The following is a 25,798-nucleotide window of genomic DNA, read 5'->3' as shown; positions in this document are numbered from 1 at the left end:
TTTTTGATTTTTTTCTTCCCCTTTTGCTTCCCCTCTGCCATGTTTATATTCCTTTGTCGGGAGGTTCCTGACGCGGTCTACATGTCTATTGAAGGAAGCCGGCTATGCATTATCACCGTATCCCCCACAGCTCTCTGGAGATAAGCCAACTGGGGTTGGGCACGATGACATTTGGTGAACAAAACAGCGAAGCCGATGCCCATGCACAACTCGATTATGCCGTCAGCCAGGGCATTAACCTGATTGATGTCGCAGAGATGTACCCTGTTCCTCCACGCCCGGAAACGCAGGGGCTTACCGAAACCTACGTCGGCAACTGGCTGGCAAAACGCGGCAACCGCGAAAAACTGGTTATCGCCTCGAAAGTCAGCGGTCCTGCGCGTAACAGCGATGCCGGGATCCGCCCAAACCAGATCCTCGATCGCAAGAATATCCGTGCCGCGCTGGATGCCAGCCTGAAGCGCCTGCAAACCGATTATCTTGATCTCTACCAGGTACACTGGCCGCAGCGTCCAACCAACTGCTTTGGTAAGCTCGGCTACAGCTGGAACGAAAGCGCTCCCGCCGTTACGCTGCTTGAAACGCTGGAAGCGCTGACCGAATGCCAGCGAGCGGGCAAAATCCGCTACATCGGCGTGTCTAACGAAACGGCTTTTGGCGTTATGCGCTACCTGCACCTGGCTGATAAACACGATCTGCCGCGCATTGTCACTATCCAGAACCCCTACAGCCTGCTCAACCGCAGTTACGAAGTGGGTCTGGCCGAAGTGACGCAATATGAAGAGGTTGAGCTGCTCGCCTATTCCTGCCTGGGCTTTGGTACGCTGACGGGTAAATACCTGAACGGTGCGAAGCCAGCCGGCGCGCGTAATACGCTCTTCAGCCGCTTTACCCGCTATAGCGGCGAGCAGACGCAGAAAGCCGTCGCGGCCTACGTTGATATTGCGAAGCGTCACGGGCTCGATCCTGCCCAGATGGCATTGGCCTTCGTACGCCGTCAGCCGTTTGTGGCCAGCACCCTGCTGGGCGCAACGACGATGGAACAGTTGAAAACCAACATTGAGAGTTTCCATCTGGACCTGAGCGAGGACGTGCTGGCGGAGATTGACGCGGTGCATCAGGTTTATACCTATCCGGCACCGTAAAAAAAGCAAAACGGCAACCTCTGTTGCCGTTTTTAATGTTTGCACCCGCTTGTGAAAAGGCGCTGAAGACGACCCGAATCAGCGGCGGCGCTGCCAGACCCACAAGCCGGCAATCGCCAGCGCGAACAATCCACCGAACCCGACGCCAATCCCTACCACAGGCGCACCGGCTTTAACCGCCAGCGAATACAGGCCCAGCATCAGCAGCATCGCCAGGTTTTCACCGAGGTTTTGCACCGCAATAGCATTGCCCGCCCCGACCGTCTGCTTGCCACGCTCCTGTAATAGCGCATTCAGTGGCACCACGAAGAAGCCTCCCAGAATACCAATCAGGATCAGCAGTACGTAGGCTGGCAATAACGCGTGTTGCAGCGCGAAAAAAAGCACCGCAACGCCAATCAGTATCCCTGCCGGCATGCAGCGAGCAACGGTGTCGAGCGTCACCAGTTTTGCCGCTGCCCCCGCGCCCACCACAATCCCGATCGCCACCATCGCATTAAGGTAGGTTGGCGTCGCGTTGTCCGTGATCCCCAGCGCCACCGGCACCCACAGCACCAGCAGGAAGCGCAGCGTAACGCCAGCGCCCCAGAACATGCTGGTGCCCATCAGAGAGAATCGCGTTTCACCGTTACGCCACAGTACGCGGCAGGCATTGAAGAAGCTGCCGGTCATCGGCTTAAAGCGCCAGGATTGCCCCGGACGCGCCACCGGCAGTTTCGGAATAAACAGGTTAGCGACTACCGCGCCACCGTACACCACGGCACACACGCCGAGGGCCGCCAGCACGTGCCAGTCAGCGAGGACACCGCCTGCGACGGAGCCAAGCAGGATTGCCGCAATGGTGGAGGACTCCATCAGCCCATTGGCTTTCACCAGCTTATCACCGGTGGTCAGCTCCCCGAGAATGCCATACTTCGCCGGGGAGTAGGCTGCGGCGCCAATGCCGACCAGCGTATAGCCAATAAACGGATTGAAACCAAAACAAATGCTGGCGGCTCCCAGCAGTTTCAGGCCGTTGGCAAACATCATTACCCGGCCTTTCGGGAAGCTGTCCGCAACCTGTCCGACAAACGGTGCAAAGATAATGTAAGCGCCCACAAACACCATCTGCAGAACCGGCTGACTCCAGTCGGGGTAAAACTCAGCCTTGAGCAGTGCCAGCGTGGCAAACAGCAGCGCGTTATCGCCAAAGGCGGAAAGGAACTGGGCGGCAATCACCGCCATCATGCCTTTTGAGCGCAGAGAGGTGTTAGTGTGTACTGACTCACGCATTATGTTGTTCCGCCTGTTCAACCATGCCCTTGAGGGTCACGAAGTCGGGCTTACCGCTGCCGAGCACCGGAAGCTGTTTCAGGTAGCGAATATCACGAGGTACCGCCAGCTCCGGAATGCCGTGCTCGCGGGCATAGCTGAGTAACTGGTCGCGCTTAAGCTCGCTGTCGGTGGTGAACAGCACCAGCGCCTCGCCTTTACTTGCATCACTCTTCACAACCGTGGCATGCATCTTGTCGGCGGAGACGCCCGATGCCAGCTGTTCAACCATCTCAAGCGAGACCATTTCACCCGCAATCTTGGCAAAGCGTTTTGCACGCCCCTGGATCTGCACAAAGCCTTGCTCATCGAAACGTACAATATCGCCGGTGTCGTACCAGCCCGTTTCAATCTCGCCATTAACGTTTTCTGCGGTCGGTGCTTCCAGCACGCCGGGGTTTTCCACGCGCAGATAGCCGTTCATCACGTTTGGCCCTTTCAGCTGCAGCCGGCCGCCGTCTTCAATACCAGGCACCGCCAGCAGACGAGCATCCAGCCCAGGCAGAATTCGGCCTACTGTCCCCGGCTTCGCCGCCATTGGCACGTTGATAGAAACCACCGGCGCACACTCTGTCACGCCATACCCCTCGAGGATGCGCAGACCAAATTTGTCCTGCCAGATCTGTCGCGTGCTCTCCTGCAGTTTTTCCGCGCCAGCAACCACGTAGCGCACGCGGAAGAAGTCATACGGATTGGCGAAACGCGCGTAGTTCCCGAGGAAGGTTGAGGTTCCAAACAACACGGTACAGTTACGGTCATACACCAGCTCCGGCACAATGCGGTAATGCAACGGGCTTGGATAAAGGAAGACTTCGGCACCGGTCAGCAGCGGCGTGAAAAGCCCCACCGTCAGACCAAAAGAGTGGAACAGCGGCAGCGCTGACATAAACCGGTCTTTCGCGGTAAAGTCGGCAATGCTTTTGATCTGCTCAACGTTCGCCAGAATACTCTTGTGACTGTGGACGACGCCTTTCGGGTTGCCTTCAGAGCCAGAGGTGAAGAGGATAATCGCGTCGTCTTCCGGCTGCTGTTTCACCTGGGCCAGACGCGGCATCAGCAGATGAGCAAAAATCCACAGTTTGTCGCCTGTCGTCACGTCCGCTTTAAGATCTTCCAGGAAGACCCAGCGTACCTGGGTAAGCTGTTCAGGAAGATGCCACAGTTTGCCTTTGTCGAGGAACTGGCGGGAGGTAAAGACGGTTTTGATTTGCGCTGCCGTGATGGCACTGGTCAGCCCTTTCACGCCCGCCGTGTAGTTCATCATCGCCGGAATACGGCCACGGGAAACGGCACCAAAAATCACCGCCGCACTGATGCCTGCGTTGGGCAGCATCAGGCCAATCTTTTCGCCCTGCTGGCTGTACTTCTCAAGAATACGGCCCACGAACAATGTTTTGGTCAGCAGCTTGCGATAGGTATCCGGGGTAAAGTTGATATCTTCGATGCAGTTTTTCTTCGCGCCGTAGCGGTGCTGTGCCGACAGCAGGGATTCATACAGCGTCTCGCGCGGGCGAACCGCCATACGCGCTTCCATCATAATCTGGTGCAGCATCTCTCCGGCAATTTTACGGCGATCGCGTGCACGGGGCGCGTCAGGCATCGGTAACGACGTTGGCGGCAGGATATGCAACGTAATTTTTGGGAACACGCGCTGCTTTACCAGCCCTTTCAGACGGCTGAAATAGGAGCGCTCCGCCCCTTCAATACGCAGTGGCACCACGGTCGCTTTTGACTTCGCCGCGACAAACCCGGCGCCGTCGTAGATTTTCATCAGTGAACCGGTCACCGAGATGCGACCTTCCGGGAAAATAACCACCGGACGCCCCTGCTCCACCAGACGCACCAGATGTTTAATCATCATCGGTTTGGTCGGGTCGAGCGGCACAAAATCAATCAGCGGCGTGAGCCAGCGCATGTACCACTGCTGGCTGATGGAGGTATAAACCGCAAACACCGGACGCACGGGCAGAAATAGTGCCAGCAGAATGCCGTCGATAAAGGAAACATGGTTTGGTGTGATAAGAACGCGTTCGCCGCGAAGCGCCTGAGCATCGCCAGTGACGCGAATGCGAAAGAGAATACGGAAGAGTGTACGGAAGAACCCAAAAAGCATCTCAACTCCCTTTGCCAGCCAGTGTGAAGGGTTGATAGTAAATGGTGGCAGATTACACGAGAAGTGATACGGGAGCGACTGCAAAGTTGAGGCGAAAAAAAACCTGCGCATCCGCGCAGGTTGGTGCAAGAGAAGAGTACGAAACCGTACTAAGAATTCTCACCAATCAATACCTCTGGGATCTCGACTCTATCAATCTCCCCCTCATCCTCGCCATCGGACAATCGCAACAGCCTGAGGCAAAGTGTAACTAAAGGTTCAGATTGACATTATTCAGACATGACTGGCCGTGTAACGATTACACGGTCAGGGTTGTGCTGCGTCACGTTTGTGGAGGGCGAACCCCCGCGCCCCTTGAATGCACGGCGCTTTTCCGCAACACTATTTCGTGTGTAAACGCTTACCCCCACTAAGAAGGTATGTAATGGCGACAATAAAGGATGTGGCCCGTCTGGCTGGTGTTTCCGTGGCGACCGTCTCGCGCGTGATTAATGACTCCCCTAAAGCCAGTGACGCATCACGCCAGGCGGTGCAAAACGCCATGGAATCATTGAATTATCATCCGAATGCCAACGCCCGCGCCCTTGCCCAACAGTCTACTGAAACCATCGGACTGGTGGTGGGCGATGTGTCTGACCCGTTTTTTGGCGCCATGGTAAAAGCGGTTGAACAGGTTTCTTATCAGACCGGCAATTTTCTGCTGATCGGCAATGGCTATCACAACGAACAAAAAGAACGCCAGGCTATCGAACAGCTGATGCGCCACCGCTGCGCTGCGCTGGTTGTTCACGCCAAAATGATCCCCGATGCTGAACTCATTCATCTGATGAAGCAGATCCCCGGCATGGTGATCATCAACCGAATTATTCCCGGTTTTGAGAAACGCTGCGTGGCACTCGACGACCGCTACGGCGCCTGGCTTGCTACCCGCCATTTGATTCAGCAGGGCCATACCCGCATTGGTTATCTCTGCTCCAATCACCCGATTTCCGATGCCGAAGATCGCCTGCAGGGCTACTACGATGCCCTGCGCGAAAACGGTTTGCCGTGTAATGACCGGCTGGTGGCCTACGGCGAGCCGGATGAGAGTGGCGGCGAACAGGCAATGACAGAGCTGCTGGGGCGTGGACGGAATTTCACGGCGGTTGCCAGCTATAACGACTCGATGGCCGCCGGGGCAATGGGGGTGTTAAATGACAATGGAATCGAGGTGCCGGGAGAAATTTCACTCATTGGCTTTGATGATGTGCTGGTGTCCCGCTACGTGCGTCCGCGCCTGACCACCGTACGTTACCCGATTATCACAATGGCAACGCAGGCTGCGGAGCTGGCACTGGCGCTGGCCGAACAACGCCAGCCACCGGATATCACCCACCTGTTCAGCCCCACCTTAGTCCGCCGTCACTCCGTAGGTTCGCCAGCAGAAGCGGGAGAGGAATAGCGATACAGATGTACCGTTTTGTTCGGGTATTCGAGCGCATCGCCAATGTACTGCCAGCCGTAACGTTCGTAGAAGTCGCGGCAGGCAGACCACAGATGCAGTTCGTGATACCCGGCCTGTGCGGCATAGGCGATAACATGCTGCTGCAGTTTTCCCGCCAGTCCGTTACCACGCGCCGCTTCATCAACGTACAGCGCAGCCAGCCACGGACAAAGATCCTGTCGGGTGATTAAATCGCAGCGCCAGATCCCGACCGTACCCAGAAGCTGTTCGCCCTCCAGAGCAATAAAGGTCAACGGTAACGCGCCCGGCGTCTGGCTATGTTCAACGATGCTCTGGAAAAACGCCCGCGTAAGCCCGTCACCGAACGCCTGCCAGATCCAGTCAGTTACCTGTTCCGCATACTGAGGCGCGGCATAGAGAGGCAGAATAGTCACACCAGCTTCCCCTGAAACACGGGCACAGATTCAAAAAGATAACCGTCAAAATCCGGCGCATCTTCATCGGAGAGTTCAAGTAAGCTCTTTTTCACATTTTCCAGATGCTGGAACATCGCCTGCCAGGCGCCCATCACGTCACGACGGCGAAGCGCCGCGAGGATGGTTTGTCTGTCGCCCAGCCATTTCAGGCGGTATGCACGGCTGGCGATATGCCCATTGAATTGCTGCCACAGCGGGCTGCTGTCCATGTGGTGCCAGATACTCTCTACCGTTGCCAGCAGCATCTGGTTTTGCGTTGCCCCCGCCAGCACCAGGTGAAACATTTTATTGTTGTCCTGGCTGTTATCGTTGGCGGCAATGGCGCGCTGCTCCTGCTCAATAATACGGCGCAGATTGTCGATGTCTGCGCGTGTCGCCATTTTGGCAGCAAACGCGGCGATGTTGCTTTCGAGGAGCTGGCGCGCCTGCAGGATCTCAAAGGGGCCGACGTCGCTGTTCAGAAAACGTTCTTCTTCGTTTTCGTGTTCTTCAGGAATGCGCATCACATAAACGCCAGACCCCTGGCGGATATCCACCGTGCCCTGAAGCTCCAGCATCAGCAATGCCTCACGCACGATGGTACGACTTACGCCGTACTTCTCAGCAATATTTCGCTCGGGCGGCAGACGGGAACCTACGGGATAGTGCCCCTGGATAATTTGCGCCCGTAAATCCTCGCCAATTTCCTGGTACTGTTTTTTTTCCGGCAGGATGACAGCCTTATCCACGTTTTCACCTGTTTTTTCAGTTAATGCGCAGGCCGGGCGTCCTCCCGGCCAGTTTGTGCGCTATTTTACCAGAACCAGCATGGTTTTCGCTTACTTCCATTCATCATCGACCGGGAGCGTGAGCACGCGCGCATCGCGCAGCTGCCGGAACCAGCTCGCCGACCTTTTCGCCCGCCTGGCGCGATTGTTATCGAGATCAATCTCAATCAGCCCGTAGCGGTTTTTGAAGGCGTTCATCGGCGATACGTTGTCCGTGAAGGCCCACAGCATATAGCCATGACAGTTTGCCCCCTCCTCCCGCGCCAGCAGCGTGTAATAGAGGTGCTCGCGAATGAACGCAATGCGGTACTCGTCGTCAATGACCCCGTCACTGTTGCGAAACTGCGCTTCGTTCTCCACGCCCATCCCGCTCTCCGCCACGAACCAGTCGATGTTGCGGTAGTCATTTTTTATCCGCATCGCCATATCGTAGATAATGCGGGGGTAGATTTCCCAGCCGCGGGATTTATTCATTCGCCGTCCTGGCAGTTCGAACGGTTCGTAGTAGTACGCCGGGTGGAACGGTGTCTCCGGATGCCAGGCACGAGACGGCGCTTTCACCCGATGCGGGTAATAGAGGTTTATCCCCAGCTCATCGACGGTGTTCTGCGCAATCAGTTCCAGCTCTTCTGCGGTGTAGTCCCACGCCACCTGATGCTGTTCCAGCAGCGTAAACAGTTCTGGCGGGTAGCGCCCGTGCACCAGCGGATCGAGAAATACGCGGTTATAGAACAGATCGTACTTCTCTGCGGCGTTAACATCGTGCGGCGCGCACGAGCGAGGATAGGTGACTTCGGGGTTGAGAATACAGCCAACCGAGCCAGGGTAGCCTTTGGCGCGAAACAGCTGTACAACCTTTGCCGTCGCCAGAACCTTATGGTGGTTCCACTGCATCCATTTACCGGTATTCTGCTCGTAGGGCCAGCGCAGCGCATCGAGATAAACGCGGGTCTGTACCACGATCGGTTCATTGAAGGTAAACCAGCGGGTGACTTTACCGTGGTAGCGTTCAAAGACTTTTTCCGCATAGCGGACAAACAGGTCGACAACCTGCTTTGAAGCCCAGCCGCCGTAAGTGTCAAGCAGCACGCCCGGCAGCTCGTAATGCTCAAGGCAGATCATCGGCTCAATACCCTGACGGTGCATCTCATCGAACAACGCGTCGTAATAGGCGGCGTACTCCTCGTCCACCGTCACTTTTTCATAGTCGGTTAAAAAACGTGACCAGTTAATCGAGGTTCGGTAGTGCGTCAGCCCTGCCTGCTTCATCAGCGCCACATCCTCGCGAAAGCGGTTGATAAAGTCGGTCGCCACCGCCGGGCCATAGCCGTTGTGCCAGACGTGGCGATCGTTTTTGTACCAGAGATCGATCCACGAATCCTGCCCCGCCTTTTTGCCGCTCCAGCCTTCGGTTTGCCAGGCTGACGCGGCCGCGCCCAGAATGAAATCCTGCGGAATGGTTATCTGTTTTGTCGTCATCACATCCTCATGCATTGTCGGTCGCCTGTTGCAGCGCGGCCTGTTCGGCACGTCGTGAAGCAATCTTCACAAACGGCAGGTAGATAATGACGGCAGTCACAATGCAGATAAGCTGAGTGATGACCGCCCCCATCGATCCGGCGGTGGAGAGCCAGGCGTTGATCAGCGGCGGCGTGGTCCACGGCACCATCACCACGGCTTTACCAGCAAAGCCGGTTACGGTGGCAAAGTAACCGATAGAGCCGGTCACCAGCGGCGTGATAATGAAAGGAATGGCGAGGATCGGGTTAAGCATGATTGGCATGCCGAAGATCACCGGCTCGTTGATGTTAAAGAGCCCCGGACCAATGGAAAGCTTGGCGATCTCTTTCATCTCTTTGCGTTTGGTGGCAATCATGACCGCGATCAGCAGGCCGATGGTCAGCCCCGACCCGCCGATGCTCATATACACATCCCAGAACGGCATGGTGATGATATTCGGCACCTCTTTGCCCTGCTCAAAGGCGCTCATATTAACGGTGATGGCGCCTAACAGCAGCGGCTCGCGGATCGGCTTGATCATCTGGTTGCCGTGAATACCAATCACCCAGAAAAGCTGTGCGACAAACATCAGCAGCAGAATGCCCGGCAGGCTTTGCACCACGCGCTCCAGCGGCTGTTGCACCACCTGATAGACCGCGTCATAGAGATACATGCCGGTGAGTTGATGGAAGACGAAACCCAATGTGGCAATCGCGGTAGTGGTGATGATCGCCGGGATCAGCGCGGAGAACGATGCCGCCACGTTTGGCGGTACGGTGTCCGGCATCCTGATCTTCAGCCCCTTGCGGTTTTCCAGCCAGCAGTAAATTTCTACCGAAAGAATCGCGATAAACATGCCGAGGAACAGGCTGCGGGTATCAGAGAACTGACGCAGCAGCACGTCTTTCACCACGTGCATTTCACCATCCACCAGCATCTCGACGGTTGTCGGCGTCACGCAGATAAAGCAGATCACCGCCAGCAGGCCAGGGAATAAGGATTTGATCCCGTTGATGCGGCCCAGTTCGATACCGATTAAGAACACCGCGCCAATGTTAAGGAAATTCAGGGTGGCGTAATTGAGCGCGCTGGTGATGGGTTTTAGCGTGGCGAGAAAAGAGAGGGACTGGAAGCTCGCCAGGCCATTTTTCGGATCCAGTACCATATTGGAGATCAAGACAGAGAATGCCCCAACGATGATGACCGGCATTAAGGTAATAAAGGCAGACTTGATCGCCATGATATAGCGATAACTGTTGAATTTTGTGGCAAAACTGCCCAGAGCGTCGATCAGTTTTTCCTGTAATGCCATAGGGTAATACCTCAGTAAAAGGGCTTTTATTGGATAAGGTGTACAGCCGGATACTATTGGCATACCAAAAATAGCTTCATGTCGGGTTTTGTTCTGTGATTAAGCTCTCAACGACGTAACAGGTATTCCAAAATGCAGTTTATATCGATTTTGGCATACCACTTAAAACCCTGTATTTCGAACTGACCGATCGTTACCTAAAAGCGTGATCGTGCTGGAAGTTTTGCCCTTCCCGCATCGCTTATGCACCGGATGGTCTGTGTTAAACTGCAGATCGTTACGTGGAATCAGGAATGTCTAATGGCAACAATGCTGGATGTCTCATTGCGCGCGGGCGTGTCGAAAGCCACGGTATCGCGCGTGCTGAACGGCACAGGTCAGGTTAAAGAGAGTACGCGTCAGCAGGTGTTTAATGCGATGGAAGAGCTGGGTTACCGCCCGAATTTTCTCGCGCGTTCGCTGGCGAACCAGACCAGCAACAGCATTGGTCTGGTGGTCTCTACCTTTGATGGTTTTTACTTTGGTCGTCTTCTTCAGCAGGCCTCCCGGCAGACGGAAACCCACGGCAAGCAGCTGATCGTCACGGATGGTCACGACGCCCCGGAGCAGGAAGAGCAGGCGGTACAAATGCTGGCCGATCGCAAATGCGATGCCATCGTGCTTTACACCCGCTACATGAGCGAAAAAGCGATCATGAAGCTGATCCATTCGGTGCAAACTCCGCTGGTGGTCATCAACCGTGAAGTCAGCCAGGCGCCCGATCGCTGCGTGTTCTTCGAACAGCAGGATGCCGCCTTTAAGGCCGTGGATTACCTGATCAACCAGGGCCACCGGGAGATCGCCTGTATCACCGTCCCGATCCACACGCCAACCGGGAAAGCGAGGCTGATGGGCTACCGTAAAGCGCTGGAAAAGCACGGCATTCGTCTGGACGAGCGGCGGATTAAGTATGGCGATGCGGGAATGACGCGAGGATATGAGCTCTGCAAAGAGCTGATTGCCGACGGTATAGCGTTTAGCGCTCTGTTTGCCTGTAACGATGATATGGCGCTGGGTGCGTCCAAGGCGCTACACCAGGCGGGGCTGCGGATCCCACAGGATATTTCCCTGTTTGGCTTTGACGATGCCCCATGCGCGAAATGGCTGGAGCCAGCGCTCTCGTCGGTTTACCTGCCTATCGACAATATGATCGTTACGGCTATCGATCAGGCGATCCGGCTGGCAAAAAACCAACCGGTCGACGCGATCCCGCCGTTCACCGGTACGCTGGTATTACGCGACTCGGTCACGACGGGGCCGTACTTCACTCAGACGAGTTCCAGCGCCAGCAGCTCCTGAATGGTCTGGCGGCGGCGGATCAGCCGCGCCTTGCCGTTATCAAACAACACTTCTGGCAGCAGCGGGCGGCTGTTGTAGTTTGAGGACATTGACGCCCCGTACGCACCGGTATCGTGCAGCACCAGATAGTCGCCTGGTTTAACTTCCGGCAGCGCGCGGGTTTCCACTTTCCCCCCTTCCTGCTGGGTAAAGACATCACCAGACTCACACAGCGGGCCCGCGACAACCGTCTCGATACGCGGCGCGTGAGTTAAATCGCGGCCATCGGCAGCCAGAGCCGAAATGTGGTGATAGCTGCCGTACATTGACGGGCGCATCAGATCGTTAAAGCCGGCGTCAATCAGCACAAAGTGGCGCGAGCCCATCTCTTTCACGCTGCGAACCTGCGCCACCAGCACCCCGGATTCAGCCACCAGGAAACGACCCGGCTCAATTTCCAGCTTCACGGCATGACCAAGATGCGCGGCTACCTGGTCACGCGCGGCGCTCCACAGGCCGTAATAGTGATCGGTGTCGATCGCCTCTTCCCCTTCACGGTATGGAATGGAAAGACCGCCCCCGGCGGAGATCGCTTCCAGATCCTGACCAAACTCGATCACCTGGCGTACCATTGCGCCACAAACCTGCTCAAGGTGCGCGTAATCCACGCCGGAGCCGATGTGCATATGAATCCCCACCAGCTTCAGATTGTAACGCTGCAGTACGTCCAGGGCAGCGGGCATATCGGCATACCAGATACCGTGCTTGCTGTTTTCGCCCCCGGTATTGGTTTTTTGGCTATGACCGTGACCAAAGCCAGGGTTCACGCGCAGCCAGACGCGGTGGCCCGGAGAAACTTGCCCAAGCTGTTCCAGCATATCCACGGACCCGGCGTTTACCGGCACCTGCAGCTCATGGACGCGAGCAAGCGTGGCGTCGTCGATCACATCGGCGGTAAATACAATCGCGTCAGGATCGGCTTTCGGATCAAACCCGGCCGCCAGCGCGCGCTCAATCTCCCCCAGGGAGACGGAGTCGACCTTCACACCCTGCTCACTCATCAGACGCAGAATGTGGATATTGGAGCACGCCTTCTGGGCAAAACGCACCACGTCAAACTGATGCAGGGCAGCAATCTTCTCGCGAACAATCTGCGCGTCGTAGACCCACACCGGACAGCCAAACTCGGCAGGCAGGCGTAGCAGGTTTTCGGCATTCAAATCGGTATCAGTCTGGTTAAGCGGGCGTGGCATGGTCTTTCTCCAGGGTGACATTTTTTTATGATTACGCCACAGCAGGAAGAGAATAAAAAATATCGTTTTATCGCAAGTCTATGCAAAAATGATATGGACAGTTCTCTATATTCAGGTGACCTATGCCCGCCGTCAATTTACGCCATATCGAGATTTTTCACGCCGTGATGACCACGGGCAACCTCACCGAGGCTGCGCAGATGCTCCATACCTCGCAGCCAACGGTCAGCCGCGAGCTGGCGCGGTTCGAGAAAGTGCTGGGACTGAAGCTGTTCGAACGCACCCGCGGCAGGCTTCACCCGACGGTACAAGGGCTGCGCCTGTTCGAGGAAGTGCAGCGCTCATGGTACGGCCTGGATCGCATTGTCAGTGCGGCGGAAAGCCTGCGCGAGTTTCGGCAGGGCGAGCTATCGATTGTCTGCCTGCCCGTCTTTTCACAGTCTTTTTTGCCGACGCTGCTCCAGCCTTTTCTGGCCCGATATCCGGAGGTGAATCTCACGATTGTCCCGCAGGAGTCACCGCTGCTCGAGGAGTGGCTCTCCGCACAGCGCCATGATTTAGGCCTGACCGAAACCCTCTCTACGCCCGCGGGAACGGAACGCACGGAACTGCTCTCTTTAGATGAGGTGTGCGTGCTGCCAGCCGGGCACCCGCTTGCCCGCAAGCAGATTCTGACGCCAGCGGATTTTCACGGTGAGAACTACATTAGCCTGTCACAAACCGACAGCTACCGGCAGCTGCTGGATTCACTGTTTGCCGAGCATCAGGTGAAGCGCAGGATGGTGGTCGAGACCCACAGTGCGGCCTCCATTTGCGCCATGGTGCGCGCCGGGGTGGGCGTTTCGGTGGTGAATCCACTGACGGCGCTGGATTACGCCGGGCGCGATATTGTCATCCGCCCGTTTAGCCTGTCAGTCCCGTTCACCGTGAGCCTGATCCGCCCCCTCCATCGCCCGGTCTCAGCGCTGGTGGAGGCGTTTACGGAGCACCTGATAGCCCATGCCCGTCAGGTGGCGCTTCGTTTATCCGATCGGCAAAGTTTATGACAGCATAAACTCCACGGCATCGGCGGCATGAATCGCGGCGGTATCGAAGACCGGAATCGGGCTTTGCTCTACCGGCACCAGTAAACCGATTTCCGTACAGCCGAAGATCACTCCTTCCGCCCCCTGCTGCGCGAGTTTTTCAATCACGCTGACGTAATATGCCCGGGATGATTCGCTAAAGGTGCCGAGGCAGAGTTCATCAAAGATAATCTGGTTGATGCGGGCCCGGTCTGCCTCATCCGGGATCAGGCTTTCAATGCCAAACTGGCTGCTCAACCGACCGCGGTAAAAATCCTGCTCCATGGTGTAGCGCGTTCCCAGCAGCGCCACACGACGTAACCCGGATGCGGTGATGGCCCGCCCGGTTGCATCGGCAATGTGCAGGAAGGGCAGCGAACAGCGCGCTTCGATATGGGACGCGACTTTATGCATAGTGTTGGTACAGAGCAAAATCCCCTCTGCTCCCGCACGCTCCAGCCCCAGCGCGGCCTCGGCCAGTATTTCCCCGGCTTTATCCCATTCACCGCTCGACTGGCAGGCTTCGATTTCATGGAAATCTACGCTGTGCAGCAGCAGGCTGGCAGAATGCAGGCCCCCCAGACGTTGCTTCACCCCTTCATTAATCAGGCGGTAATAGGGGATTGTCGATTCCCAGCTCATCCCCCCTAACAGGCCGATCGTTTTCATCATCCCTCCTTATGTGTTTGTCCCAGTGAAGCAAACTTGTGATCGTGTTTCCAGTTCTTTATCACGTCGTTTCTTTTTAACCCATGGTGATATAAATTAAATGAAACATTGTTTTAATACATTCTGGGGTGACGATATGTTTATTTTCCACAACGAGACCACGCTTGACGATCTGGGGAACGGCGTGACGCGCCGTATTCTTGCCCATGGCGGTAAAATGATGGCGGTGGAGGTGAATTTTGAACAGGGCGCGACAGGCCCACTGCATAACCATCCTCATGAACAGTTAACGTATGTGCTGTCCGGCGAGTTTGAGTTCACGATTGGAGATGAAAAACATGTGGTGACGGCCGGGGATACCCTCTACAAAAAGCCACATGTGATGCACGGCTGCGTGTGTCTTAAACCCGGCACGCTGCTGGATACCTTCACGCCGGTACGTGAGGATTTTTTGAAATAAAAAAAGGGCGCTGATGACAGCGCCCTTCTCGTCTGCGTTTTTTATTCCGTTACAGGCTCGACCAGAGGATTGCGGCTGAGCATGGCCTCACGCAGTAATACGCTGCCACAGGCAAACAGCCCGCCCAGCAGTCCCGCCAGGATCACAATCAGGGCTTTGCCCGGACCGTCTTTTTTCACCGGCATGGATGGAGAGAGCTGATACTTGAACGGTTCAAGTTTGACGTCTTCGACAGACAGCTTTTTCAGCTGCGCCAGGTAGTATTCCCGGTTCTGGAAGTCTGCGTTCAGCTCAGCGATGTCCTTGAGATTTTTTTCAATCTGCAGTTTTTGCGCGATACCGTCGGCACCGAGCGCGACGGAGTAATCCGGATCGTCTTTAACCGCCTGACCGTTGCTGTAGACCGGCTTTTTGATACCCGCCGCGTTGGCCACTTCCAGAGAATAGTTAAGACGCTGCAGATTGGTGTTGTGCACATTCGTCAGACGTACCCGATCCAGCTCCAGCTGCTGCTCCACCACTTTGGTTTTCAGGGTGATCTGGTTACGGATATTCTCCATGGTTTCCTGCTCAACAATCTGCGAGATGTAATCCACGTAACCTTTAAGAACCGTTTGCGCATCCCCCGCCGTCGGCGCGGTGAAGCTCAATGTCCACGAGACGTACGGCGCTTTATCCGCGTCTTTTGCCAGGGTGTTATCTACCGCTTTCATCTTTTCGGAGATATTGACCACCGCACGATGCAGCTCAAGCGGATCCACATCAGTGCCTTCCAGCTGTGCCATCACGTAAGGTGAGGATTTCATGTACTCCTCAAGCAACGACTGCGACTGGAACTTTTTAATAAACTGATTAAACACGTCCGGACGGGTAATTTTCACGTCCACGTCGAGCACCTGCAGGGCGACCATCATCTGGCGCAGCGGGTTCCACTGCGTCTGTTCCGCCGGTGTGATCACCGCTTTACTGGTCCATTTTTGTGGCAGTAAGAACGCGATGGCCAGTCCAACCAGTGCGAATGCGAAGGCAATCACGATGATACGTTTTTTTGCCGCCAGAAGAACTTCTAACAGTCCCAGAAGGTCAATTTCTTTGGAACTGACTGCCGGGGCCGCGTAATGGGGGAAGTCGAGATCCGTATTTTTTTTTAAATCCATTGCTGACATAGCCATTCTTCTTTTGAGGGTGCAGACCATTTCTGCCTGATTGGTTACAGTGGTCCGATGATACAAGAAAGTAAGAATTATCTGAACGAAAGAATGATCCAGCTGTAGACCTGCTATCAGAATTAGTAGTTAGTTTCTCCACGGTATTGTCTTTACTAATCATCCGGTTCTTTCCGCCCCGCCCGCCTCTCTCTTCTTTGAACGCCTGAAATAGCGCAAAAATGCCATCCTCATCACCTTATTGAAACACTGTTCCGACTTTGATCACATTTCCGCTATTAAGCGAATGACGCAGAAACAAATAGCAATAATATAAAATAAAACGGCGTTTTATTATCCAGGAACACGAGTTCTACCGTATTGAAACCCAGGCGTTTCGCTCAACGATGAAATCGGAAAAAGTCTTATAAAACAAAGTTAAATGAAGTAACCGTGACACGTATTACCCAGAATATCGCCGTTCAGGCTCGGTTTCGACAGCCTGAAAGGTTGTTACAGACGCAGATTCCGTTTTAAACCATTGATTACCAGGTAGGTAAGTATGAATGAAAACAAGCTGCTGGGGCTCGCGTGGATATCACCCTACATCATTGGGTTGATACTCTTTACGGCTTTCCCCTTCGTCTCATCGTTTTTCCTGAGTTTTACGGATTACGACCTGATGAGCCCGCCGGTATTTAACGGCATTGAAAATTACCGCTACATGTTTACGGAAGACACGCTCTTCTGGACATCAATGGGAGTGACGTTTGCGTATGTATTTCTGACCATTCCCCTGAAGCTCGCCTTTGCATTAGGGATTGCGTTTGTTCTGAACTTTAAATTACGCGGTATTGGATTCTTCCGTACCGCCTACTATATTCCGTCGATCCTCGGCAGCTCCGTAGCCATTGCTGTTTTGTGGCGCGCGCTCTTTGCCATTGATGGTCTGCTGAACAGCTTTATTGGCGTATTTGGTTTTGACCCGGTGAACTGGCTGGGGGAGCCCTCGCTGGCCCTGATGTCGGTCACCCTGCTGCGCGTCTGGCAGTTCGGTTCCGCGATGGTCATCTTCCTGGCCGCGCTGCAAAACGTACCGCAGTCGCAGTATGAAGCTGCGATGATCGATGGGGCATCCAAATGGCAGATGTTCACGAAAGTGACCGTGCCGCTGATCACGCCGGTGATTTTCTTCAACTTCATTATGCAGACCACCCAGGCGTTCCAGGAATTTACCGGACCGTATGTCATTACCGGCGGCGGGCCAACGTATTCCACTTACCTGTTCTCACTCTACATCTACGACACCGCGTTCAAATACTTTGACATGGGTTACGGCGCAGCACTGGCGTGGATCCTGTTCCTGGTGGTGGCCATTTTTGCCGGTATCGCCTTTAAGTCATCGAAATATTGGGTGTTCTACTCCGCCGATAAAGGAGGCAAAAATGGCTGATATCCAACAACTTTCCACAGCGAGGGCGATTGCCGAGCGTGAAGTCGCCCGCACGCTGCGCAGAGAGAAAATTAACGCCGCTGTGCGCTACGTGATCCTGCTGTTTGTCGGCCTGCTGATGCTTTATCCGCTGGTGTGGATGTTCTCAGCGTCGTTCAAACCGAACCACGAGATTTTCACCACTCTCAGCCTGTGGCCTGCCCATGCGACCTGGGACGGTTTTGTGAATGGCTGGAAAACCGGTACCGAATACAACTTCGGCCATTACATGCTGAACACCTTTAAGTATGTGATCCCGAAAGTGATCCTGACCATTATCTCCTCCACCATCGTGGCGTACGGCTTTGCGCGCTTTGAAATCCCGTGGAAGAAATTCTGGTTCGCCACCCTCATCACCACCATGCTGCTCCCCAGCACCGTGCTGCTGATCCCGCAGTACCTGATGTTCCGTGAAATGGGCATGCTCAACAGCTATATGCCGCTGTATCTGCCGCTGGCCTTCGCCACCCAGGGGTTCTTCGTCTTCATGCTTATCCAGTTCCTGCGCGGCGTGCCGCGTGACATGGAGGAGGCGGCGCAAATTGACGGCTGTAACTCGCTTCAGGTGCTGTGGTACGTGGTGGTGCCGATCCTGAAACCGGCCATTATCTCCGTCGCCCTGTTCCAGTTCATGTGGTCAATGAACGACTTTATCGGGCCGCTGATTTATGTCTACAGCGTGGATAAATACCCGATAGCACTGGCGCTGAAAATGTCCATCGACGTCACCGAAGGGGCGCCGTGGAACGAAATTCTGGCAATGGCGAGCATCTCCATTCTGCCATCCATCATTGTCTTCTTCCTGGCACAGCGCTACTTCGTCCAGGGCGTCACCAGCAGCGGAATTAAAGGTTAAGAGGGAAATATTATGGCTGAAGTTATCTTCAACAAACTGGAAAAGGTCTACTCCAACGGCTTTAAAGCGGTACATGCCATTGACCTGAAAATCGCTGAAGGAGAGTTCATGGTGATCGTCGGCCCCTCCGGCTGCGCCAAATCCACCACCCTGCGCATGCTGGCCGGCCTGGAAACCATCAGTGGGGGTGAAGTCCGCATCGGCGATAAGATTGTGAACAACCTCGCGCCGAAAGAGCGCGGGATTGCGATGGTGTTCCAGAACTACGCGCTCTATCCCCACATGACGGTGCGCGAAAACCTGGCCTTTGGTCTGAAGCTGAGCAAACTGCCAAAAGATCAGATTGAATCTCAGGTCAACGAAGCAGCCAAAATCCTTGAGCTGGAAGAGTTACTCGACCGCCTGCCACGCCAGCTTTCCGGCGGCCAGGCACAGCGCGTGGCGGTAGGCCGTGCGATTGTGAAAAAGCCGGATGTATTCCTGTTCGACGAACCGCTGTCAAACCTCGACGCCAAACTACGCGCCTCAATGCGCATTCGTATTTCCGATCTGCACAAGCAGTTGAAGAAATCCGGTAAACCGGCGACCACCGTCTACGTCACCCACGACCAGACCGAAGCGATGACCATGGGCGACCGCATCTGCGTGATGAAGCTCGGCCACATCATGCAGGTTGATACCCCTGACAACCTCTACCACAAGCCGAAAAACATGTTCGTGGCAGGCTTTATCGGCGCGCCGGAGATGAACATTCGTCAAAGCCAGCTGGTGGAAAACGCCGGGAAACTGCACATCGCCATCGGCAATGAAACCATGCCGCTGAACGCCGGGATGCAGGAGAAAGTCTCCGCTTATGCCGGGCAGGCCATTTACTACGGCGTACGTCCGGAATTCGTTTCCCTCTCCGACGCACCATTCGTTGACGGGGGCTGCAGTGGCGAAATGGTTCGCGTGGAAAACATGGGCCACGAATTCTTCGTCTATCTGAAGGTTGCGGACTACGAACTGACCGCCAGAATTCCTTCTGATGAAGCTAAGCCCATGATTGATAAAGGCCTTCATCGCAAGGTGTATTTCAAATTTGATATGAATAAATGTCATATTTTTGACGCAAAAACTGAACAGAACCTCTCTCTCTGATGGAGTTTATAAAAATGAAAAAAGTGCTTTTAAGCGCAGCAATCTCCGCGACGCTGGGCCTTACCGCTTTGCCATCGATGGCGCAAGATGTTGAATTACGCATGTCCTGGTGGGGCGGTAATGGCCGCCATCAGGTGACGTTGAAAGCGCTGGAGGAATTCCATAAGCAGAACCCGGATATCAACGTTAAAGCAGAGTACACCGGCTGGGATGGGCACCTCTCCCGCCTGACCACCCAAATTGCGGGCGGCACCGAGCCGGATGTGATGCAGACCAACTGGAACTGGCTGCCAATCTTCTCGAAAACCGGCGACGGGTTCTACGACCTGAACAAAATGAAAGACGTGATCGACCTGACCCAGTTCGATCCCAAAGAACTTCAGTCCACCACCATCAACGGCAAGCTGAACGGCATTCCGATCTCCGTCACCGCACGCGTGTTCTACTTCAACGACGAGACCTGGAAAAAAGCCGGTATTGCATACCCGAAAACCTGGGACGAGCTGATGGCGGCGGGTAAAACCTTCGAGAGTAAACTCGGCAAGCAGTACTACCCGGTCGTGCTGGAGCATCAGGACACGCTGGCGTTGCTGAACTCGTACATGATTCAGAAGTACAACATCCCTGCCGTGGACGAAAAAACCAAGAAGTTCGCCTACAGCAAAGCGCAGTGGGTGGAATTCTTCCAGACCTACAAAACGCTGGTGGATAGCCACGTCATGCCGGACACCAAATACTATGCGTCGTTTGGTAAGAGCAACATGTATGAGATGAAGCCGTGGATCCAGGGAGAATGGGCGGGAACCTACATGTGGAACTCCACCATCAACAAGTATTCCGACAACCTGAAGCCACCGGCAAAACTGGTGCTGGGCAGTTACCCGATGCTGCCGGGCGCAACCGATGCGGGCCTTTTCTTCAAACCGGCGCAGATGCTCTCGATTGGTAAATCCACCAAAAACCCGGAAGCGGCGGCGAAACTGATTAACTTCCTGCTGAACAGCAAAGAGGGAGTAGATACGCTGGGTCTGGAGCGTGGCGTGCCGCTGAGTAAAGCCGCGGTGCAGTTCCTGACCGAAGACGGCACCATCAAAGAGAGCGATCCGTCGGTCGCGGGGCTGCGTCTGGCGCAGTCTCTGCCGGCCAAACTTTCCGTGTCACCTTACTTTGACGATCCGCAGATTGTGGCCCAGTTCGGCACCTCTCTGCAGTACATCGATTATGGACAGAAATCCGTGGAAGAGACTGCCGCTGACTTCCAGCGTCAGGCTGAACGTATTCTGAAACGCGCGATGCGCTAACGAAAAGCCGGGTGGTCTCTTCGCCACCCGGCAACAGACTACACGCCAATATTACGCAGCTTCTCGCCGGACATCAGCCTGCGCTCGATATGCTCCAGCGTGACGCCTTTGGTTTCAGGGATCAGCCAGAACGTGACCCCGATAAACGCGACGTTGAGAACCGTATAGAGCCAGAAGGTTCCTGCCGCGCCGATTGAATCCAGCAGCGTCAGGAAGGTCGCGCCGATGATCATGTTCGACACCCAGTTGGTGGTCGTGGAACAGGTGATACCAAAGTCGCGGCATTTGAGCGGCTGAATTTCGGAACACAGGATCCACACGACGGGCGCAGCGCTCATCGCATATCCGGCAATACACATCATGGTCATGCCAACAGAGAGCCAGGAAAGACCGCTTGAGGCCGTGCCGTTATCAAACTGCATCAGGCAGTAGCCAAGGATCAGCGTACCGAGCGCCATGACGCTAAAGCCAATCTTGAGTGCCGGTTTACGTCCGGCTTTATCCACGGTGAACACCGCGATAAAGGTGGCGAACATAAAGGTCAGCCCCACCACCAGCGTGGCAACCATTTGCTGTTCCGTGGTGGTGAACCCCGCCATTTTGAAGATACGTGGCGCGTAGTACATGATGATGTTCATCCCGGTGAACTGCTGCATTGCCTGCAGCAACATGCCGAGGAACACCGCGCGGCGTACGTTGCGGTTGATCTTAAACAGCGCCCAGCCCCCCTGCTTCAGCTTCAGGCTTTCGCGGATCTCGTTCAGCTCTTCACGTGCTTTTTCTGAGGTATCACGCAGCATCCGCAGCACCTCTTCCGCTTCCACATGACGGCCCTTTTGCGCCAGCCAGCGCGGACTGTTTGGCAGGAAAACCACCAGAACAATCAGCACCAGCGCCGGGAGCGCCAGCACGCCCAGCATCGCGCGCCAGTTGCCGCTGTAACTGAAATAAGTGTCAGACAGAAACGCCAGCACGATACCCAGCGTCACCATCAGCTGGTACATACTGATCATCTTGCCGCGCACGTTCTCGCTCGCCATTTCGGAGAGGTACAACGGCGCAGTGTAAGAGGCAATCCCCACCGCCACGCCGAGCAGCACGCGGGAGAGCAGCAGCATTTCCACGTTCGTGGCAAATGCTGACCCAATGGAGCCGGCGACAAACAGAATCGCCCCCACCATCAGGCTGTATTTGCGCCCGAGGCGGAACGAAAGCCAGCCGTTAAACAGCGCGCCGATGGCCGCACCCAGCATCATGCTGCTGACCACCCACTCCTGCAGGCGGTTACTCAACGTAAAGTGATCGGTGATAAAGGGCAGCGCCCCGGCGATCACACCAATATCCAGACCGAACAGTAAACCGGCCACTGCAGCCGCGATGGAGACAAACTGATTCATGCGTCGGGTATCACGCAACGCGGCGGGCATAAGGGTAGAGTCATTTATAGATGTCATATTTTCCTGCCTGAACAGCGAAATTCGTTAACTGAAATTACGAGATAGCGCGGAAAAGTGTCAGGCCGTAATTCGCGAAGATATGGATTATTTCGCTGTGGCATAGCGATCTGTGATGGACATTACAATTTCAACTAACGATGAAATACCGCCATTTTTTATTAATCATTTAATTTTTAAGCAATAAAACTGTGATGCATATCATTTATGATTTTTTAGTATGGATTTTTCGTCTTGAGCCATATGGATAATGGCAATTTTTGGGCAAAAAAAACCTCCACCCACCGGCAGAGGTTTAAGACGGAATACGCAATTAACGCGCCAGCCAGCCGCCATCGACCGCCACGGTATAGCCGTTGATGTAATCGGATGCCGGAGAGGCCAGGAATACAATCGGCCCCTTGAGATCGTCCGAAAGGCCCCAGCGGCCCGCCGGGATACGGTCGAGGATTTCCGCGCTACGCTGTTCGTCAGCACGCAGCTGCTGAGTGTTATTCGTCGCCATGTACCCCGGCGCAATCGCGTTGACGTTGATGTTGTGCTTCGCCCACTCGTTTGCCAGCAGACGGGTAACGCCCATCACCGCGCTCTTGGATGCGGTATAAGACGGCACGCGGATACCGCCCTGGAAGGAGAGCATAGAGGCGATATTAATGATCTTGCCGCCTTTCCCCTGGGCAATGAAATGTTTCGCCGCCGCCTGGGATATAAAGAACACGCTCTTAATGTTCAGGTTCATCACGTCGTCCCAGTCGCGCTCGCTGAAATTAATCGCGTCTTCACGGCGAATCAGTCCGGCATTGTTCACCAGAATGTCGATATGGCCGAATTCCGCCACCGCGCGATCCAGCAGTTCAGGGATGGCGTCAATTTTACGCAGATCGGCGGTCAGGCTCAGAAAACGACGCCCCAGCGCGGTGACGCGCTCGATGGTTTCAGTAGGCTCAACAATGTTAATCCCGACGATATCGCAGCCCGCTTCCGCCAGCCCTAACGCCATACCCTGGCCCAGTCCGGTGTCACAACCGGACACCACAGCCACTTTACCCTGCAGAGAAAATGCATCCAGAATCATGTTTGTTCCTTAATCTTTCAGCGCCTGTCACCAACAGGCAGGTTTATGCTTAACTGCCTGCGGCTAGCGCAGATCGTTAACCGCGACGTGGTCCATGTCATCAAAGACCTGGTTTTCACCGACCATACCCCAGATGAAGGTGTACGCTTTCGTGCCTACGCCCGAATGAATAGACCAGCTCGGCGAAATCACCGCCTGCTCGTTATGCATCACGATATGGCGCGTTTCCTGCGGTTGCCCCATCATGTGGAACACGCAGGCGTCCTCGTCCATGTTGAAGTAGAAATACACTTCCATACGGCGCTCGTGGGTATGGCACGGCATGGTGTTCCACAGGTTGCCCGGAGCAAGCTCGGTCAGCCCCATGCTGAGCTGGCAGGTTTCCAGCACATCCGGAACAAAGTATTTATTGATGGTGCGACGGTTGCTGGTGAGGTTGTCACCCAGCGTCACCGGGGCGACATCCGCCGGGGTCACTTTTTTGGTGGGATACGGGGTATGTGCGGGCGCACAGTTGTAGTAAAACTTCGCCGGTTTACCGCTGTCGATGCTGGCGAACACGACCTCTTTCGCCCCTTTACCGACATACAACGCGTCGCGATGACCTATCTCATAGCACTGTCCGTCTACGGTGATGGTACCGGGGCCACCGATGTTAATCACGCCCAGCTCGCGACGCTCAAGGAAATAGCTCACACCAAGCTGTTTACCCACTTCTCCGCCCACGGAGACGGTCTGCGTCACCGGCATAATCCCGCCAACGATAATACGGTCGATATGGCTGTAGACCATGGTGTACTTATCGGCCTCGAACACCTGCTCGACTAAAAACTCATTGCGCAGCCCCTGAGTATCCAGCGTTTTGGCGTGCGCACTGTGGATGCTTTGTCTGACGTCCACCGTAACCTCCAGAAATGATCGTGCCCGCAGGCAGAAAATTAACGAAACGACGTTCCGTTTTCATGATGAGCACAGTCTAGCCCCAGAGAAGGGGGTTTTCAATTACATTTAAAACAACGTTTCATTTTTTCTGTTTGTTTATACCAGAAATGGCGTTCGGATCACGATAAAGAGAGCCAGACATTAATCTCGCCAATGCAACAGACAAAGTGCGCCATCAGTCACACATAATGAAACATTGTTTTGATAATTTAATACTCACTTTTTAATCTACTTTTATCGTTCAAAGGAGTGCATTATGGCTAAAGGTATGCGGGTCAAGCTGAACTACGCGGTCAGCCACGATCCGGATACAGGCGTGGAAGTCACCCGCCTGACCCCACCCGACGTGACCTGTCACCGCAACTACTTCTACCAGAAGTGCTTCTTTAATGATGGCAGCCACCTGCTGTTCGCAGGAGCGTTTGACGGTCACTGGAACTACTACCTGCTGGATCTGCAGAAGGCCGAAGCGGTACAGCTGACGGAAGGCGCGGGGGATAATACCTTTGGCGGGTTCCTCTCTCCGGATGATAAATCCTTCTACTATGTGAAGAACGACCGCACGCTGCTGGAGGTGGATCTCCATACCCTGGTAGAACGCGAGGTGTACCGTGTCCCTGATGACTGGGTCGGTTACGGTACCTGGGTCGCCAACAGCGACTGCACCAAACTGGTTGGGATAGAAATCGCCCGACGTGACTGGACGCCGCTCAACGACTGGAAAATTTTCCACGACTTCTTCCATAAGGGGCCGCACTGTCGACTGCTGCGGGTGGATCTGAAAACCGGTTTAAGCACCACAATCCACGAAGAGAAAAACTGGCTTGGCCACCCTATCTATCGTCCGTTCGATGACAACACGGTGGCGTTTTGCCATGAAGGGCCCCACGACCTGGTCGACGCCCGCATGTGGCTGGTCAACGAAGATGGTACGCACGTGCGCAAAGTGAAAACGCATGCGGAAGGCGAAAGCTGTACCCATGAATTCTGGGTGCCGAACGGTTCTGCCCTTGTGTATGTCTCTTATCTGAAGGGCCAAAAGGGCCGCACCATCTGCAGCTTCAATCCGGATACGGGCGTCAATGACGCAGTCATGCCAATGCCCGCCTGTTCCCATCTGATGAGCAACGTTGACGGCTCCCTGCTGGTGGGCGACGGTTCAGGCACGCCGGTTGATGTGAAGGATACGCACGGTTACACCATTGATAACGATCCTTATCTGTACGCCTTTGACGTGGCAAAAAAAAGCTACTTCCGCATTGCCCGTCACGACACCTCCTGGGCAACGGTGGCAAATAGCCGCCAGGTCACCCACCCGCATCCCTCCTTTACTCCGGATGAGAAAGCGGTGCTGTTCAGTTCCGATAAAGACGGTCAACCCGCCCTCTATATCGCGAAACTTCCTGAGCAACCTGAAATGTTGCATGCATGATTTGAGTTTGTGTTTCTGTAACTGGCCTTGCCCTCCGTTTCGGAGGGCTTTTTTTTCAGTGGGCTTTTGCCCGTTGGGCGGCGCTTATCAGACATGGGTAAGCCGGGTTGGCACTGGCGCTACCCGGCAA

At 54.9% G+C, this 25,798-nt stretch carries 22 protein-coding genes; 10 read left to right on the top strand and 12 right to left on the bottom strand.

The features are described 5' to 3' along the window. Positions 1–104: 104 nt before the first annotated feature. Positions 105–1,145 (top strand): NADP(H)-dependent aldo-keto reductase, encoded by a 1,041-nt coding sequence (locus BH714_RS21605; RefSeq protein ID WP_025203341.1) that lies wholly within the window; start codon positions 105–107, stop codon positions 1,143–1,145. A 78-nt stretch (positions 1,146–1,223) separates the two neighbouring features. On the opposite strand, the gene lplT is transcribed toward BH714_RS21605, so the two are convergent. Together lplT and aas are read right to left on the bottom strand one after the other, a co-directional pair. After that, positions 1,224–2,417, bottom strand: a complete 1,194-nt coding sequence (gene lplT, locus BH714_RS21600; protein WP_025203340.1) for a lysophospholipid transporter LplT — start codon at positions 2,415–2,417, stop codon at positions 1,224–1,226. Continuing rightward, positions 2,410–4,569: a bifunctional acyl-ACP--phospholipid O-acyltransferase/long-chain-fatty-acid--ACP ligase gene (gene aas, locus BH714_RS21595; RefSeq protein WP_020883773.1), complete on the bottom strand. Its 2,160-nt coding sequence runs from the start codon at positions 4,567–4,569 to the stop codon at positions 2,410–2,412. Before aas ends, lplT begins: the two co-directional genes overlap by 8 nt. Before the next feature lie 424 nt (positions 4,570–4,993). Here aas and galR point away from each other — a divergent pair, with 424 nt between their 5' ends. Continuing rightward, complete coding sequence (gene galR, locus BH714_RS21585) at positions 4,994–6,010, top strand: HTH-type transcriptional regulator GalR (RefSeq protein WP_020883772.1); 1,017 nt, start codon at positions 4,994–4,996, stop codon at positions 6,008–6,010. Here the strand turns inward: galR and BH714_RS21580 are convergent. From BH714_RS21580 to BH714_RS21565, 4 genes are all read right to left on the bottom strand, one after another. Further along, positions 5,971–6,447, bottom strand: coding sequence for a GNAT family N-acetyltransferase (locus BH714_RS21580; protein WP_014171458.1), 477 nt, complete (start codon positions 6,445–6,447; stop codon positions 5,971–5,973). The genes galR and BH714_RS21580 overlap by 40 nt on opposite strands. Beyond that, the gene (locus tag BH714_RS21575) at positions 6,444–7,217 is read right to left on the bottom strand and encodes a GntR family transcriptional regulator (protein ID WP_014171459.1); all 774 of its coding nucleotides are present in this window, start codon (positions 7,215–7,217) and stop codon (positions 6,444–6,446) included. Before BH714_RS21575 ends, BH714_RS21580 begins: the two co-directional genes overlap by 4 nt. Positions 7,218–7,307: 90 nt before the next feature. After that, a complete protein-coding gene (locus BH714_RS21570) occupies positions 7,308–8,735 on the bottom strand; it encodes a glycoside hydrolase family 1 protein (RefSeq protein ID WP_040019076.1) in 1,428 nt (475 codons plus the stop codon). Between the two features lie 7 nt (positions 8,736–8,742). Then, positions 8,743–10,068, bottom strand: a complete 1,326-nt coding sequence (locus BH714_RS21565) for a PTS sugar transporter subunit IIC (protein ID WP_020883770.1) — start codon at positions 10,066–10,068, stop codon at positions 8,743–8,745. A gap of 300 nt (positions 10,069–10,368) precedes the next feature. Between BH714_RS21565 and BH714_RS21560 the strand changes: the two genes are divergently transcribed. Beyond that, entirely contained in the window at positions 10,369–11,406 is a 1,038-nt protein-coding gene (locus tag BH714_RS21560) for a LacI family DNA-binding transcriptional regulator (RefSeq protein ID WP_032678896.1), read from the top strand. Here BH714_RS21560 and lysA read toward each other — a convergent pair. Next, positions 11,376–12,638 (bottom strand): diaminopimelate decarboxylase, encoded by a 1,263-nt coding sequence (gene lysA / locus BH714_RS21555; protein WP_040018884.1) that lies wholly within the window; start codon positions 12,636–12,638, stop codon positions 11,376–11,378. The genes BH714_RS21560 and lysA overlap by 31 nt on opposite strands. A gap of 122 nt (positions 12,639–12,760) precedes the next feature. Between lysA and BH714_RS21550 the strand changes: the two genes are divergently transcribed. Continuing rightward, positions 12,761–13,684: a LysR family transcriptional regulator gene (locus BH714_RS21550; RefSeq protein ID WP_014171464.1), complete on the top strand. Its 924-nt coding sequence runs from the start codon at positions 12,761–12,763 to the stop codon at positions 13,682–13,684. On the opposite strand, the gene BH714_RS21545 is transcribed toward BH714_RS21550, so the two are convergent. Beyond that, positions 13,679–14,371: an aspartate/glutamate racemase gene (locus tag BH714_RS21545; RefSeq protein ID WP_020883767.1), complete on the bottom strand. Its 693-nt coding sequence runs from the start codon at positions 14,369–14,371 to the stop codon at positions 13,679–13,681. The two genes, BH714_RS21550 and BH714_RS21545, sit on opposite strands and share 6 nt — an antisense overlap. A 136-nt stretch (positions 14,372–14,507) precedes the next feature. Here BH714_RS21545 and BH714_RS21540 point away from each other — a divergent pair, with 136 nt between their 5' ends. Beyond that, a complete protein-coding gene (locus BH714_RS21540) occupies positions 14,508–14,831 on the top strand; it encodes a cupin domain-containing protein (RefSeq protein WP_020883766.1) in 324 nt (107 codons plus the stop codon). A gap of 41 nt (positions 14,832–14,872) precedes the next feature. Here BH714_RS21540 and wzz(fepE) read toward each other — a convergent pair whose 3' ends face one another. Next, the gene (wzz(fepE), locus tag BH714_RS21535) at positions 14,873–15,997 is read right to left on the bottom strand and encodes an LPS O-antigen length regulator Wzz(fepE) (RefSeq protein WP_040018883.1); all 1,125 of its coding nucleotides are present in this window, start codon (positions 15,995–15,997) and stop codon (positions 14,873–14,875) included. A 541-nt stretch (positions 15,998–16,538) separates the two neighbouring features. On the opposite strand from wzz(fepE), the gene BH714_RS21530 reads away from it, so the two are divergent. From BH714_RS21530 to BH714_RS21515, 4 genes are read left to right on the top strand one after another with little or no spacing between them, the layout of a single operon-like run. Then, positions 16,539–17,429, top strand: coding sequence for a carbohydrate ABC transporter permease (locus BH714_RS21530; protein ID WP_014171468.1), 891 nt, complete (start codon positions 16,539–16,541; stop codon positions 17,427–17,429). Continuing rightward, positions 17,422–18,324 carry a carbohydrate ABC transporter permease gene (locus BH714_RS21525; protein WP_020883764.1) on the top strand — a complete coding sequence of 301 codons (903 nt, stop codon included), beginning with the start codon at positions 17,422–17,424 and terminating at the stop codon, positions 18,322–18,324. Before BH714_RS21530 ends, BH714_RS21525 begins: the two co-directional genes overlap by 8 nt. A 12-nt stretch (positions 18,325–18,336) precedes the next feature. Beyond that, positions 18,337–19,464 carry an ABC transporter ATP-binding protein gene (locus BH714_RS21520; RefSeq protein WP_020883763.1) on the top strand — a complete coding sequence of 376 codons (1,128 nt, stop codon included), beginning with the start codon at positions 18,337–18,339 and terminating at the stop codon, positions 19,462–19,464. A 14-nt stretch (positions 19,465–19,478) separates the two neighbouring features. Next, positions 19,479–20,765, top strand: coding sequence for an ABC transporter substrate-binding protein (locus BH714_RS21515; protein WP_020883762.1), 1,287 nt, complete (start codon positions 19,479–19,481; stop codon positions 20,763–20,765). A gap of 38 nt (positions 20,766–20,803) precedes the next feature. Here BH714_RS21515 and araE read toward each other — a convergent pair whose 3' ends face one another. The 3 genes from araE to kduI form a co-directional block, all read right to left on the bottom strand. Continuing rightward, entirely contained in the window at positions 20,804–22,237 is a 1,434-nt protein-coding gene (araE, locus tag BH714_RS21510) for an arabinose-proton symporter AraE (RefSeq protein ID WP_223862521.1), read from the bottom strand. A 295-nt stretch (positions 22,238–22,532) separates the two neighbouring features. Continuing rightward, a complete protein-coding gene (gene kduD / locus BH714_RS21505) occupies positions 22,533–23,294 on the bottom strand; it encodes a 2-dehydro-3-deoxy-D-gluconate 5-dehydrogenase KduD (protein WP_040018882.1) in 762 nt (253 codons plus the stop codon). 63 nt (positions 23,295–23,357) lie between these two features. After that, on the bottom strand, positions 23,358–24,194 hold the full coding sequence (gene kduI, locus BH714_RS21500; protein ID WP_025203329.1) for a 5-dehydro-4-deoxy-D-glucuronate isomerase: 837 nt from the start codon (positions 24,192–24,194) through the stop codon (positions 23,358–23,360). 298 nt (positions 24,195–24,492) lie between these two features. Here kduI and BH714_RS21495 point away from each other — a divergent pair, with 298 nt between their 5' ends. After that, positions 24,493–25,668 carry an oligogalacturonate lyase family protein gene (locus BH714_RS21495; RefSeq protein ID WP_040018881.1) on the top strand — a complete coding sequence of 392 codons (1,176 nt, stop codon included), beginning with the start codon at positions 24,493–24,495 and terminating at the stop codon, positions 25,666–25,668. Positions 25,669–25,798 lie beyond the last annotated feature (130 nt).

The organism is Enterobacter ludwigii (assembly GCF_001750725.1).
Classification (GTDB): Bacteria; Pseudomonadota; Gammaproteobacteria; order Enterobacterales; family Enterobacteriaceae; genus Enterobacter; species Enterobacter ludwigii.
Note: the sequence above shows the minus strand (reverse complement) of the source record. Positions and strands in the feature narration are given on the sequence as shown.